This window comes from Chryseobacterium sp. Bi04 (assembly GCF_918698085.1).
GTDB lineage: Bacteria > Bacteroidota > Bacteroidia > Flavobacteriales > Weeksellaceae > Chryseobacterium.
Genome location: NZ_CAKKLP010000001.1, coordinates 869,305 through 884,056, shown reverse-complemented (window position 1 = coordinate 884,056; position 14,752 = coordinate 869,305). Strand labels below are relative to the sequence as shown.

Genomic DNA, 14,752 nt, shown 5'->3' with positions numbered 1-14,752 from the left:
AACGGAATAAAAAACCGGGATCTCCCTCAAGAATCCCGGTTAACATAATGAACAAAAATGAAAGAAACTATATGGCCTCTTTGTACTTTTTACGATAGGCATAATAGAATATAATCGGCAGTATGGTAAACGACAGAAGCATACAGATAATCAGTCCTCCTACAATCATAATTGCTAACGGTTTTTGGATTTCAGACCCCATTCCATTGGACATTGCTGCCGGTAAAAGTCCCATAGATCCCATTAAGGCAATCATTACTACCGGACGGATTCTGCTTTGCACCCCCTGAGCAATCGCATTTTTAAGAGGTATCCTGTTTTGTAAGTTCTCCTTCATCACTCCAATCAGAACGATACCGTCAATAGTTGCTACTCCAAAAAGGATAATAAAACCGATCCCTGCGGAGATTCCGAAAATGGTTCCTGTAAACCAGAGAGACAAAAACCCTCCGATAAATGCAAACGCCAATGTAATGGAAGAGATCAGTGTATCTTTTACATTCCCAAAATTGAAATACAGCAGCATCAGAATAAGAACTAAAGAAATGGGCACTACCATTGCCAGCTGTTTTGCCGCTCTTTCTTTACTTTCAAACTCTCCGGCCCAGGTCATTTTATGACTCTTGGGAAGTTTTACTTCTTTTTCAACTTTGGCTTTGGCTTCTTTGATTGTACTTCCCAAATCACGGCCTTCAATATTGAATCCTACTCCAATATACCTGCTGTTTCCTTCACGGTAAATAAAAGACGGACCGGTATGATAATCAATCGTTGCAATTTCTTTCAGCGGTACTTTTTTATTATCCTGAGTAGGAATCAGGATATCCCCCATTTTTTCAGGGGTATCACGATATTGTTTTTCAAATCTCAGCATAACATCAAACATTCTTTCCTCTTCATAAAATTTGGTGGCTGCCTGTCCTCCAATAGTCATTTCAATAACGGCTTGTGCATCTGCTGTAGAAACACCGTATTTTGCCATTTTTGAGTCATGAAGCTGTATTCTAAGCTCAGGAAGTCCTATATTTTTAAAGACATTTACGTCTGAAATTCCAGGAACCGTTCTAATGGAATTGGCTACTTGATTGGCATAGTTTTCAAGTTCAAACAGATCATTTCCGAAAATTTTGATCACCAATGGGGCTTTTACTCCTGCCACATATTCTTCCACATTATCCTGAATCGGCTGGCTGAATCCGAAGTTAATACCCGGATATTTTTCAAGAGAGCCTCTCATTTCTTCCAGAAGTTCTTCTTTGGATATTTTTTTCTTCCATTCATTTTCCGGCTTCAGCTGAATATTAAATTCAATATTAAAAAATCCGGTAGGGTCTGTTCCATCGTTTGGACGGCCTGTCTGGGTCATCACAAATTTCACTTCATCATACTTCATTAGAATCCCTTTCATTTCTTTCGTCAGACGTACGGATTCATCAAGGTTTACACTATTAGGAAGTGTTGCACGTACATAGATTGCTCCTTCATTCAGCTTAGGTAAAAATTCAGATCCGTAATTGGAGAATCTCCAGCCACAAATCGCTAATAAAGTAATAAACCCGATCATAAATCCTTTTTTATGACGGTCACTGAATTCATAAATTCTATAGATATTCACCCTGAAGAATCTTGATATAAAGTTCTCCTTTTCTTCTATATTTTTAGTCAGCAACAGTTTACACATTGCAGGCACATAGGTCAAACTCAAGATTAATGATCCTAACAAAGCATATCCCAAGGTAAATGCTAAAGGAGAGAACATTTTTCCTTCTACTTTCTGGAAAGAGAAAATAGGCAGCAATGCCACAATAAGAATCAGCAATGCAAAGAAAATATAGCTTGCCACACTTCCGGCACTTCTTTTTATGATCCCAAGTTTTGAAATCTTATTGAACCTTCGGAGCCCTATTTTCCTGGCTTTAAGCTCAAGAGCCACAAATACATGTTCTACAATAACCAATGTTCCCTCCAGTAGCAATCCGAAATCCAATGCTCCCATAGAAATCAGATTAGCAGGAAGCCCCTGAATCCTCAGCATTATAATAGCAAAAAGAAAAGCCAGAGGAATCACCGAAGCCACTATGAATGTCGTTCTCCAGTTATACAGAAATATAAATACTATAATAGAAACCAGGATCACCCCTTCAATCAGGTTTTTGGAAACGGTATGAACGGTTGTATTCACCAGCTCCGTACGGTCAATAATAGGGACAATCTGAATATCACCCGGAAGTTCTCCTCCGTTCAGCTGCTCTATCCTATCCTTCAGTTTCGCAATAACCTCACTTGGGTTTTCACCACGAAGCATGATCACAATTCCTTCTACTACATCATTCTCTTTATTGTATCCTACCTGTCCCAATCTTGGTTTTGCCGAGATTTTTACTTCTGCCACATGTTTTACCAAAATAGGCGTAGAACCTTTTACTTCAATCTGGATGTTTTCAATATCCTCCTTTTTTTCCAAAAGACCGATCCCCCGCACTACATAAGCCTGATCTCCCTTGGCCACTACATCTCCTCCTACATTGATATTACTCTTCGAAACTGCTTCATACACATCCAGGGGGGAAAGGTCATAATTGTGTAATTCCGTAGGATTAATTTTTATTTCATATGTTTTTTCTTCACCACCAAAACTGACCACGTCAGCTACTCCCGGAACTGCCAACAGCTCCCTTTCAATGACCCAATCCTGAATCGCTGTGACTTCTTTGATCGGCAGCTTACTTTTGATAATATACCGATAAATTTCACCGGTAGCCCCGGAAGGAGGCTCGATACTGTATTCTGCACCGTTGGGGAGCTCCACATTTCCCAGCTTATTAGAGGCATACTGCTGGGCATAAAAGTCATCTACATGATCATCAAAAATTACCGTAACTACCGATAATCCAAACAATGAAATAGACCGAACCGATGTTTTATTCGGGATCGCATTCATTTCTTTCGAAATCGGCAGGGTAACAAATTTTTCTATTTCTTCGGCACTTCTTCCCGGCCATTGGGTAATCACCCTTACTCTGGTATTGGTAACATCCGGAAATGCTTCAATGGGAGTGTGCATATAGGAATAGATTCCTCCAGCCAACAAAAGGAAAGTTCCCAGAAGAACAATCAATGAGTTTTTTAAAGAGAAGGAAACTATATTCTGTACAAATTTTCGCATTACTTGGTGGAGTTATTTAATTGGTTTTTCAGGTTTTCATAGATCAGCAGCCCATTGGAAGCAATAACACTTTCACCAGGTTTTAAGTTTCCTTCCACATAAATATATTGGCTGTTAGAAGTGATTTCCGTTACCGGCCTGATCTCCAGTTCACAGTCTTTTTTGTACACCACTACATAACTCTGATTATTATCAAAGATCATAGCCTTAGCAGGAATTGCCAGTGCAGTTCTGTTTTGTGAATTGACCGGAAGAACAATATCTGCTGACATTCCAGGTCTTAGTTTCATGCCATTATTATCCATAATGATTTTCGCCTTGAGGACTCTTTCATTCTCGTTAAAAACCTGTGAAATATTGTTGATTTTCCCTGAAAAACTATCATCAGGATACGCCAGGGTTTTCACCACTACCGGCTGATCTACATACACATGTCTCATATTGGTAGCATATACATTAGCCATTACCCAAACCTTATCCAGATTGGAAACGGTAAATAGCTCATCACCTCCAGCTGTAACCGGCATTCCTTTGGAAATATTTTTGGAAACAACATATCCGTCTGCGGGAGCTTTAATCTGAATCATGCTCCCTCCTGCTGAATACAGCTGCATATTTTTTTGGGTCTTGGAAATATTAGACTGCAATATCGCCACTTCGGATCTGGCTTCCTGCAAGTCTTTCTGAGAGGCAATATCATCTTTATACATCGCTTCTACAGAAGACAGCTTTCTTTTGGCCACTGCCAGCTGAGCCTGCAACGTCTGGGTATCATCCTGCATTTCATTGACAGCCGTACTTTTTACACTTGCTAAAACCTGCCCTTTTTTCACATAGTCTCCCAAAGAGAAGTACGTTTCTGTAACCACTCCATCTACAAGACTTACAAAAGGAACTGTTTTGTCTGAATTGCTTTCCACTTCTCCGGTAAGTGTAATACTTTCTTCAATAGGGCGCATTTCTGCCTGAACAAGTTTAATATCCTTCTTAAGTTCTTTACTGATGCAATAGGGTTTCTGAACTTCGTTATCCTGCTTTTGGTTTTTACAGCCAGTAAGGGAAACCAATGCAGAAAGATAAATTGCGGCAATGTATCTGGTAATATTCATTTTCATATCTAAGTATTATAAATCCTGTCCTACAACATATTGCAGGTTTTCGTAGTATTGATTAAGCTCTTTTTTAGTATCCAGGATGATCATTTTATTACCAATATAGGTATCCAGAAAGTCCATGTATTCCAGCATACTGATATTTCTCAACCTGAAATTTTTCTCGTGGCTCACCAACAGGCCATCCAAAGTAGACTCATACGTATCATCTATTTCTTCTGAAATCTGCTGTGTCCGGATATAATTTCTGAAAACAGAAACAATTTCATTTTCAGACTTCAGCATATTCTTTCGGGTTTCAATTTTCATTTTCTGAACTTCCAGCCGGGCCTCCTGAATATTCCCTTTATTTCGGTCGAAAATGGGAAGATCAAAGGATAATCCCAATCCTATAAAATCCTTCATAATATTTCCACCGCGGTCATAGCCTATCGAAACGGCAATATCCGGAGTCTTCATGGCATTCTGTATTTCCAGATTTTTATCAGCCTGTTTCTCTTTATTTCTGGAAATCAAAATGTCCGGACGGTTTTCTTTTGCCTTTTCTATCCATTGTACCATTTCCACTTCGGAAAGCTGCTTTTCCGGCATTATAAAAGAATCTGAAATAATAAGATAAGACTGAGAGGGAATCATCAGTAAAGCTTTCAGTTCCACCTGCTGGTCTCCAATTTCCTGCTTCAATGAAATCAGCTTTTTCTTGAATTCAATTTCCTGTGCTTTTAAGCGGACATATTCTGCTTTACTGATATTTCCAAGGTTCAATTGGTTGTTGTAAGATTTTGTCAGTTTCTCAATAGAAGAGATCTGCCCCTGATAGATTTTCTGCTGTTCCTGGTTATAGAGAATTTCAGTGATCGTATTTCTCAGTGTCTTTTTAAGCTCACGGAATACTTCCTGCAGCTCATACTTTTCTCCTTCTACTTCAATCTTTTGTAATTCTATATTTTTCCTCCTCTTACCGGCTGTCTGAATCACCTGCTCTATTTCAGCAGAAATCTGGGTATTCTTTCCCCAATTTCCGATAAGTGCAGGCTGCTCTTCAATGTCATAAGTTCTCCATAGATTGACCTCACTGATGCTTAATGTAGGATTAGGCCAGTATTTTGCCTGAAGAGCACGGGCTTCTGCCTGGGAAATCTCCAGTTTCTGGGCGATAAGATCAAGATTTTTAGCAAGAAAAACTGTTTCAGCTTCTTTTCTGCCGATCTTCACGGTATCGGAAATCTGTGCAGAAAAGAAACTAAAACAGTGAATATAAAATAGGGTAAAAATAATCTTTTTCAAAGGTCTCATATTTAAGACCACAAAGCTATCCCTCTAGTATTAGACCCAATTTCGAATCAAATTAAAATTCAATTAGCCTAACATTAGAGTTTGATTAGAACTTTTTTAAAACACGAAAAACACGAATATTTTCACGAATAGCACAATTATGAATGGGACGGAAATTTAAGAAGAACGCTTGTTCCGATATTAATGACAGAATCAATTTTCATCACAATATGATGATGATCAAAAATACTTTTGGAAAGTGATAAACCAATTCCGCTTCCTTTCACAGTATCTACATTTTTACCTCTGTAAAATGTTTCCGTAATTTTTGCAAGATCCTCTGCCGGAATTCCTTTTCCCTGATCACTGACTTCAATATTCAGGCAGCTATCTTTTTCTGATAATGTAATACTGACAGGAGTATCATGAGAATATTTAACAGCATTTTCTACAATATTATATAAGGCCAGATAAAGCAAAGTTTCATTTCCCGGAATCTCCAATAAGGCAGGTTTTATCACCTGAAGCTTTATTTTAATAGATGAGTGTTTTTCTTTTGCTTTCGGCTCAAGCTTCTCATAAATCTTCCAGATCAGTTCGTCTACCCTCACCTGTTTATGGGACGTTTCAAGCTTCGTCATTCCAGACATCAGTAAAAGATTGTTGAGAATATTTTCAATTTCATATACATTATTTAAAGATTCCCGGACCACTGCTTTGTATTCTTCCGGAGTTCTGTCTTTTTGTGCAAATACCTCCAGATTTCCGGAGATCGCTGCTAAAGGTGTTTTAAATTCATGAGAAACATAATTGATGAAATTCTGCTGAAGCAGCATACTCTCAGAAATCCTTCCGAATAATTTATTATAAGATTTAATAAGGTCTTCAATTTCATCATTGGTATTGGTAGAGGTAATTGCTGTGGAAATATTATTGTAATCCACATTATTAATGCGCTCTACCACATTGGAAATCGGCTTGTACACCACTTTTGAAAGATAGCGGCTGAGGAAATAAATAGCCAGCAAACCAAGCACAAGAACAGCAAGCATAATAACCGAAAGCCTGATCATCTGCGACTGGAATGAATCGTTAGGTGATTTTACAAAAACAACAAAATCTCCCTGGTTATCAGGATAAAAAATCCCGTAATAAAAACTGTTATCCGACATAAACTGCACCCCTTTGTTATTTCTTGCCGTCTGGATATGTTGCAGCTTAATATTAGTATCATCCAGGTTTTGACCGAATGTAACTTCATTATTTTGATTGTAAACAGCCACCCGGTTATTCTGGATAAGGTGATTGTACTCTTGCTTAATCTGGGCATGTCTGTCTTTCGGAAGTTCATCTTTTTCAAGATAATAGATCGCAGAAATAAGAGCCGTATTTCTAAGCTTTTCAAAATAAAAGATCTTGGTACTGTCGTAATAAGCAAAGAATATCACCACAAATGTGACAATAGAAACAATGCCGAATGAAAGGCTTGAAATAAGAGTAAACCTGTTTCTGAGTGTCATCTTCAGTCTTTAATTAAATAACCTGTTCCTTTTACCGTATGAATAATTTTTTGATCGGTTTCATCAATCTTATTACGGACATAGGAAATATAAACATCCACCACATTTGTTGTATTGTCAAAATCAATACCCCACACATTATGTAAAATCTGGGTTCTGCTGACTACTTTATTCTTATTTTCCATCATGAAAGTAAAAAGTTTATATTCAGTAGGAGAAAACTCAATTTCCTTATCGCCCTGGGACACTTTATGAAGATCTGTATCTATCACAATATTACCACAGGACAGGAGTTGATTTTCTTTTTGGTAACTCAGTTTATTTCGCCTGGTCAATGCTTTAATCCTTGAAATAAGCTCTTCAAAATGGAAAGGTTTGGATAAATAATCATCGGCCCCGAGATCCAGCATTTTTATTTTATCATCAGGACTGTTTAATGCACTTAGAATAATAATCGGGGTATAATTTCCTTTAAACCTTATCAACTGGGTAAGCTGCGTTCCGTCTAAACCGGGAAGCATAATATCCATTAAAATAATATCAAAATTATACGTGGTAAAAAGCTCCCGGGCTTTTTCACCGGAATCAGCAAGTGTCATACTGTAGCCTGCTTCGGTAAGCCCTTTTATAAGAAAGTTACTGATTCTCTGATCATCTTCTACCAACAAAATATTCATATAGCCCTGAAATTTCCTATAAATATAAGTATTCTTTAGGAAAAAGGCTGAAGATTGAAAGAGCAGCGCTTCCGGGAATTCATTATCCGGTAGTAACTTCCAGCCTTTTTTCATAATTTTGAAAAATGGAGATGATCTATTTAATTATTGGGTTTATTATAGGTGGTTTATTAGGAGCCGTAGTTTTATATTTTGCTTTGAAATCGTCAATGGTTTCAAGGAGCTCTTATGATGAATTGAATAATTTATATATTAAAAATAATTCCGACCTTTCCAACAGTGGACTGAAAATTCAGGAACTGGGCAAAGAGGTGGAAAAAGAAAAAGAACAAAACCTTCTGCACCAGGATCTCCTGAATGATCTGAAAAATGAATTCGCAAAAGTCTCTGCCGAGTATTCGTCGCTGAGTATGCAATATCAGGAATTGAAGCAGCTTAGCATTAAACAGACTTCTTATATCGAGACACTGGTTTTGGAAAAGCAGGATATTTTTGCTAAAAATGCTGAGCTTTCCGCAAAGAATGAGGGGCTTCAAAAATCATTGGATACCCAGAAAGAAGAAATTACAAAAATTCAGGAAGAGTCAAAATTACAGTTTGAAAACCTCGCTAATAAAATTTTAGAGGAAAAGACAGAAAAATTCACCACACTGAATCAAAATAACTTAAAAAATATCCTTGATCCTTTCCAGGAAAAAATTGCTGAGCTTAAAAATAAGGTCAATGAAGCCTATGAAAAGGAAAATAAAGAACGTTTCTCACTGGCCGAAAAAGTAAAAGAACTTGCCGAGCTTAATCAGCAGATTTCTGAGGATGCTAAAAAATTGACCAGGGCTCTGAAAGGGGAAAGTAAAACCCAGGGAAATTGGGGTGAAATGATTTTGGAAAGTATCCTTGAAAAATCAGGACTTGTAAAAGGAAGGGAATATTTTCTTGAACATGAACTTCGCGATGAAGATAACAATGCTCTGTTTTCCGAATTTTCAGGTAAGAAAATGCGTCCTGATGCCGTTATAAAATATCCTGATGAAAGAAATGTAATTATTGATTCTAAAGTTTCACTCACAGCTTTTACAGATCTGGTAGACGAAACCGATCAGGATGTATACGCCATAAAACTAAGCCAGCATCTGGGATCCATCAAAAACCATATTACACAGCTTAGTCAGAAAGCCTATGATGATTATGGAAAATCGTTAGACTTTGTAATGATGTTTATCCCGAGCGAACCCGCCTATATTGCAGCGATGCAGGCAGACCAGCACCTTTGGAATTACGCTTACGAAAGGAGAATTCTGTTACTGAATCCAAGTAATCTGATCACCTCTCTGAAGCTTATTGCTGATCTTTGGAAACGTGAATATCAAAACAGAAATTCCTTGGAAATTGCTGAACGGGGTGCTAAACTTTATGACAAGTTTGTAGGTTTTGTGGAGAATCTCGAGAAAGTAGGAAGGAATCTTGACCAGGCCAAAAATGTGTATAATGATGCCTACAAACAGCTTCACACGGGTAACGACAATCTTATCATTCAGACTCAAAAGCTTAAATCTCTGGGCATCAAAAACAAAAAAGATCTTCCACCAAGTCTTATTGATAACAGCAATATTTTAGACCCTGAAAATTAATTGCTATGAAAAACACAGCTATATCATCCGAAAAAAACCTTTTTACATAAAGCACAGAAGCTCAATCATAAATTTTGCATAATTTTGCACTATGTTGATAGAAAGTTTTCAGAACGATAAAGTAAAAAACGTCACTAAGCTCCTTACTGACAATAGATTCCGTAAAAAATCCAACGTATTTGTTGTAGAGGGACAGCAGGAAAATAAAAGAGCTGTACACTATCATTTCGAGCCTTTAGAATATTTTATTTGTGAAAATATCTTTAAAGGAAAAACACCTGATGGAAAAATCCATTACGTTAGTGAGAAAGTATATGAAAAAATAGCATACAGAGGAAGCTCTGAAGGGATTATCGGTATTTATCAGGCTAAAGAAACACTTTTATCATCATTTGTTCCGAAAGAAAACGCTACGGTTATTATTGTTGAAGGTGTAGAAAAACCTGGAAACCTGGGAGCAATTTTAAGAAGCTGTGAGGCATTTGGAATTGATGCCCTTATTGTAGCAGACGGAAAAACAGATTTCTATAACCCCAATGTCATCAGATCCAGTGTAGGCTGCCTTTTTGGTATGGAAGTCTATCAGGCTGAAAATGAAGAAACACTGAAATTTCTTCAGCAAAACAAATTCAACATCTATACTACTCTGATGGATGAAAGTGCGGAAGATCTTTATAAAAAAGATTTCAAACAGCGATCCGCGGTATTGTTTGGTACTGAACATTCAGGATTGAGTGATTTCTGGATGGGAAAAGGACAGAACACCCTGATTCCAATGGCTGGAAGTATTGATTCTTTAAACCTGAGCAATGCGGTAGCCATCACCTGTTATGAATCATTGAAACAGAAAAAAGGATAAAAGATTTACGCTATAAGTAATTCCGTATATTTTATATTCTGAAGTTGCTTTACCTTTGGGTTTACAATGACAGATTAAAACAAGACATAAAAAACCGTTTCACTGGGTGAAACGGTTCTTTTATTGTTAAGCTTATGCTAGAATTATTTCTTAGCAGCATCTTTAGCAGCATCAGCAGCTCCTTTAGCAGCATCAGCAGCTCCTTTAGCAGCGTCAGCAGCTCCTTTAGCAGCATCTTTAGCAACTTCAGCACCAGCAGCAGTAGTAGCAGCAGCAGCATCTTTAGTAGCATCTACAGCAGTAGTAGCAGCAGAATCAACAACTTTAGCAGCAGAATCAACTACAACAGCAGCAGAATCAGCAGTTACAGCAGCTGAATCAGTAGTACCTTCAGTAGCAGTAGCTTCAGTTTTTTTACAAGCAACTAGAGAGATTGCAGCGATAGCAGCTACGAATAATGACTTTTTCATAATAAATTAAATTTAATTTTGTTAATATTGTTTTATAAAATTTTCTTCTGTTCTGTTATTTGAACAAGACAAAGGTATAGCAGATAGAAAACTTGTTTATGAAAAATAATTGTAATAACTTTGTAAAATAGTTTTACAAAAAAACATAACTGATAATCAACAATTTAATTATTATTTTAAAAATTGGCAGATTTAGATTTATTACACTTTGAACAGTTAAAAAAGGATGTTCAGGGTCAATACTTAAAAGAATATACCCCTTCGCATGATGATATTTCAAAATGGAAGGGTATAGACATTATATATTTCCAGGAAGACCTGCGGAAAAAAGCCAAAGGCAACATCAGTGAAAAGTCATTTTACACTTACTTTAAAACTTCACCGGTTACAAAATTACCCAGAATTGACATGCTCAATTTGCTGAGCATTTATGCGGGTTACGACTCTTGGTATGAATTCAAAAAGCAACATCTTTTTGCTGGAGAATTACTGCAGGAAATTGAAAATCTGGAGGACGAAGAACTTAAAGAATTGGAAAAAACTGTTCAAATAGCTCCGGAACTCCCAAAAACTGAAATTCCTGTCCAAAAAACAGAAATTAAGACACCTGAAACTACTGATTTACAAAAAACAAATACTGACAATCAATCAGTTAATAAAATAACAACTATTTCTCAGGAACAGGTTCAATCACCAGATGTTCCCAAGAAAAATTTCTTCAAAAAAAATGCATGGGCACTTATCACTTCAGTATTGATAACAATAACGGGGGTGCTAGGCTTCAAGGATGTACTTTTTTCAAAAACTTATAAATATTGTTTTATTGACAAGGACCGCAGTGTGAATGTCATCAATACATTAGACATTATGGTGATTAAAGAAAATGAGTCTCCAATTATGTATAAAATAAAACCTGGCGACTGTTTTTTATATTCAACAAAGGATAAGAACCTGAAAATGCGGATCAGTGCTCCATTCTATGAACCTCTGGATGTTAACAGAAATCTTGAAAATGCACCTGAAGAAGAAAAAATAGAGCTAAAGCCCGATGATTATAAAATGGCTGCTTATTATTTTTCCATTAAAGATATTAAAGGCGGAAACCCCGAAGAGCAGGTAGCACTCATTAAGCAAAAAAGAAATCAGTTAGAAAACCTGATCAGCAGTAATGCGGTGATATATCAGGTATACGACAACGATACTTATGGTATAGAAAGACTGGACAAACAAAAATACATTACCCTGGTGACCACTCCCACTACTTCATTGAAAAACCTGAATGTTATAGAAATGAAAAAGGACAACAACGGTAAGATTATATCTATTAAATTTAAAATCGCATCCACAGATGAAAAAAATAAATAATTTTTTAATTTTTGCAGTGCTTTTTTTAGCAGTTACAGCCTGTAACAATAAAAAAACAGAAGTAAGCGATCTCGATAAGCTTCGAAACAGCAACAATGCCAAAAGTTATCCTGCCGTACAGATGGACAGCATGCAGGCTATCAATTCAATCACAAAACAAAAAGTTCAGGAGCTAATGGATCTGTCTACTCTCTATTTGTCAGGAAACAGAAATACGGAAATAGACACGGTGATCTATTCCCAGATGCAAAGTTATTTCCACAAGCCGGATTCTTTAACTTTTAAGAGGTTATTCAGGGAACTGGACAGCATGAAGGTAAGATCAATTAAAGTGAATAACCTCAGTGTTTATAAAGAATTTTATAAAAAGGATACCCTGGATTATGCCAAATTCAATGTAGAATACTTCGACAGTAAGAATAAATCTTTAGGGAATTTTGAAAAGAATGCACAGTATATCCTGCTATCAACACCTAAGCTAAAAAAAGAGTTTAAATTTTATTTCCTGGATTTTTATTCTAAACCGCTTAAGAAAGACAGCACCTCTGTAGGAGTTACCAAATAGTCTAAGGGAATATCATTTTCCCATACGTCATCAATATATTCATCGGGGTCAAAGTAATTGACTCCGATTTTTTTTAATTCTTTGCATGCACTTTCAAAAAAAGCATCATAGAATCCTTTGCCATAGCCTACTCTATTCCCCTTTTTATCACAATACAGTAAGGGAGTAATAACATAATCAAAACAGATTTCTCCGGAATCTTCATTGGAAGCCGGCTCAGCAATCCCCCAGGCACTGGTTTCAAAAGCAGTATCTTTAAAAATTTCGACACTGATCAATTGATCACCTACTACTTTAGGCACATAAACATGTATATTCTGCTCTAAAAAATACTGGATGAAGATTTGGGTATCTATCTCATTAAACTTCTCAATGGGAATGAAAACATGTACTTTCTGGCCTTCATAAGGCGTAAAGAAGTTTAAAAACTGAGCCAGTATTTTTTCGGATAACAAGAAAGCCTCATCACGGGACAAGGCTTTTCTTTTTTGCATATATTTTTTTCTAAGATCTGCTTTCAGCATAATGATTATGCATTTTCAGAAGGTTGTACTATTTTATATAATTTGTCAGACAAACGAACTCTAAATGGAATTTCAAAAGTGATCTGATCTCCTTTTTTAGCCGTTTCACAAGGACCTCCATTGGCATAAATTTCTGTAATGGTAAGTTCCTGCTCTCCCGTGGTAGGTCCCGAAATTAATATTCTATCGCCTACGGAAAGTTCTTTATTCTCTATTAAAAACTGTCCGATTTTTGATTTTGAATAATAATGCTCTGCTTTTCCAACCTGTACTTTTTTTACCGTAATTTTCTGACGGATATTTTTTGTTTCCGCTTTTGCTAAAGGTTTATGGGGCAGATCACCTGATTTTTTAAACTTCAGGGCATCAGATTTTCCTTTTCTGAAAACCTTATTTCCTACCTGTAACCCTTTTCGTAACTTCACTTGCTCTTCCAAAGGTAGATGTATGGTTTCCAAGCATTCTGTAGAGCAACAATTTTCCATAGCAGCTTTACAGTCGTCACATTGAATAAACAATAAATGACAGGCATCATTAGAGCAGTTCGTATGGTTATCACAAGGCTTACCACACTGGTGACACTGCGAAATAATATCGTCTGTAATACGTTCTCCTAAACGGTGGTCAAATACAAAGTTTTTACCAATGAATTTACTTTTTATCCCTTCTTCTTTAATCTGGCGGGTATATTCAATGATTCCTCCTTCTAATTGGAAAACATTTTTAAAACCCTGATGCTTGAAGTAAGCACTGGCTTTTTCGCAACGGATTCCACCGGTACAGTACATCAACAGTTTTTTATCTTCTTTAAAATCCTGTAACTGTTCGTTGATAATGGGCAAACTTTCTCTGAAATTTTCTACGTCCGGAGTAATTGCCCCTTCAAAGTGCCCAACTTCACTTTCGTAATGATTTCTGAAATCCACTACAATAGTGTCGGGATCTTCAAGCAGATCATTGAATTCCTGTGCTTTCAGGTGAATTCCTTTATTGGTAACATCAAAAGTAGCATCATTCAAACCATCAGCTACAATTTTATGTCTGACTTTTATGGTTAATTTTAAAAAAGAATGGTTATCCTGATCTACTGCTACATTTAATCGAATTCCCCTCATGAAATCATAGACTTCCAGCGTGTCCCGAAAAGCCTCAAATTGATCCGCGGGAACGCTCATCTGAGCATTAATTCCTTCATGGGCAACATAAATACGGCCAAGGGCATCAAGGGCATTCCAGGCTATAAACAGTTCGTCGCGAAATTTTTTGGGATCTTCAATGTTGGCATACGCATAGAAAGACAGTGTAAGACGATCCTTACAAGCTTCATCAATAAGTTGAGCTCTTTCTTCTGCGCTTAAGGTGTTATACAGTTGCATGCTATAAACGTTTTAAGTGAGAAAAATATTTTTGCAAAGATAATCATTTTTCAATAAAGTGTATGACCAGTGAGAACCAGACCTCTAAATGCTGAATAAGAAATTTCAGACAAATGGATACTGAAGATCTTTTTTAAATAAAAATATTGTATCTTAAACAGGCATTATTTTTTCCGGACAGGTTACAAAATGTCACATTTTTTCTTTAATAATTT

The 14,752-nt window shown here is 36.6% G+C and carries 12 protein-coding genes; 4 read left to right on the top strand and 8 right to left on the bottom strand.

What is annotated here, in order from left to right:
• Positions 1 to 67: 67 nt before the first annotated feature.
• From LQV47_RS03840 to LQV47_RS03820, 5 genes are all read right to left on the bottom strand, one after another.
• A complete protein-coding gene (locus tag LQV47_RS03840) occupies positions 68 to 3,166 on the bottom strand; it encodes a CusA/CzcA family heavy metal efflux RND transporter (RefSeq protein ID WP_230034044.1) in 3,099 nt (1,032 codons plus the stop codon).
• On the bottom strand, positions 3,166 to 4,281 hold the full coding sequence (locus LQV47_RS03835) for an efflux RND transporter periplasmic adaptor subunit (protein WP_230034042.1): 1,116 nt from the start codon (positions 4,279 to 4,281) through the stop codon (positions 3,166 to 3,168). Before LQV47_RS03835 ends, LQV47_RS03840 begins: the two co-directional genes overlap by 1 nt.
• 9 nt (positions 4,282 to 4,290) lie before the next feature.
• Positions 4,291 to 5,574, bottom strand: a complete 1,284-nt coding sequence (locus tag LQV47_RS03830; protein WP_230034040.1) for a TolC family protein — start codon at positions 5,572 to 5,574, stop codon at positions 4,291 to 4,293.
• Between the two features lie 137 nt (positions 5,575 to 5,711).
• Positions 5,712 to 7,073, bottom strand: a complete 1,362-nt coding sequence (locus tag LQV47_RS03825) for a HAMP domain-containing sensor histidine kinase (RefSeq protein WP_230034038.1) — start codon at positions 7,071 to 7,073, stop codon at positions 5,712 to 5,714.
• Positions 7,074 to 7,075: 2 nt separating this feature from the next.
• A complete protein-coding gene (locus LQV47_RS03820; RefSeq protein WP_230034238.1) occupies positions 7,076 to 7,750 on the bottom strand; it encodes a response regulator transcription factor in 675 nt (224 codons plus the stop codon).
• A gap of 125 nt (positions 7,751 to 7,875) precedes the next feature.
• On the opposite strand from LQV47_RS03820, the gene rmuC reads away from it, so the two are divergent.
• Entirely contained in the window at positions 7,876 to 9,378 is a 1,503-nt protein-coding gene (rmuC, locus tag LQV47_RS03815) for a DNA recombination protein RmuC (RefSeq protein ID WP_230034036.1), read from the top strand.
• A gap of 91 nt (positions 9,379 to 9,469) precedes the next feature.
• Positions 9,470 to 10,237, top strand: a complete 768-nt coding sequence (locus LQV47_RS03810; RefSeq protein ID WP_230034034.1) for an RNA methyltransferase — start codon at positions 9,470 to 9,472, stop codon at positions 10,235 to 10,237.
• A gap of 143 nt (positions 10,238 to 10,380) precedes the next feature.
• Here LQV47_RS03810 and LQV47_RS03805 read toward each other — a convergent pair whose 3' ends face one another.
• The gene (locus LQV47_RS03805; RefSeq protein WP_230034033.1) at positions 10,381 to 10,707 is read right to left on the bottom strand and encodes a hypothetical protein; all 327 of its coding nucleotides are present in this window, start codon (positions 10,705 to 10,707) and stop codon (positions 10,381 to 10,383) included.
• 183 nt (positions 10,708 to 10,890) lie between these two features.
• On the opposite strand from LQV47_RS03805, the gene LQV47_RS03800 reads away from it, so the two are divergent.
• Both LQV47_RS03800 and LQV47_RS03795 read left to right on the top strand, forming a co-directional pair.
• Positions 10,891 to 12,072 carry a hypothetical protein gene (locus LQV47_RS03800; RefSeq protein WP_230034032.1) on the top strand — a complete coding sequence of 394 codons (1,182 nt, stop codon included), beginning with the start codon at positions 10,891 to 10,893 and terminating at the stop codon, positions 12,070 to 12,072.
• Entirely contained in the window at positions 12,056 to 12,637 is a 582-nt protein-coding gene (locus LQV47_RS03795) for a hypothetical protein (protein WP_230034031.1), read from the top strand. The genes LQV47_RS03800 and LQV47_RS03795 overlap by 17 nt, the downstream gene beginning before the upstream one ends.
• Here LQV47_RS03795 and LQV47_RS03790 read toward each other — a convergent pair.
• Together LQV47_RS03790 and LQV47_RS03785 are read right to left on the bottom strand one after the other, a co-directional pair.
• Positions 12,586 to 13,161 carry a 5-formyltetrahydrofolate cyclo-ligase gene (locus LQV47_RS03790; RefSeq protein WP_230034030.1) on the bottom strand — a complete coding sequence of 192 codons (576 nt, stop codon included), beginning with the start codon at positions 13,159 to 13,161 and terminating at the stop codon, positions 12,586 to 12,588. The genes LQV47_RS03795 and LQV47_RS03790 overlap by 52 nt on opposite strands.
• Positions 13,162 to 13,166: 5 nt before the next feature.
• The gene (locus LQV47_RS03785) at positions 13,167 to 14,537 is read right to left on the bottom strand and encodes a rhodanese-related sulfurtransferase (protein ID WP_230034029.1); all 1,371 of its coding nucleotides are present in this window, start codon (positions 14,535 to 14,537) and stop codon (positions 13,167 to 13,169) included.
• Positions 14,538 to 14,752: the final 215 nt, after the last annotated feature.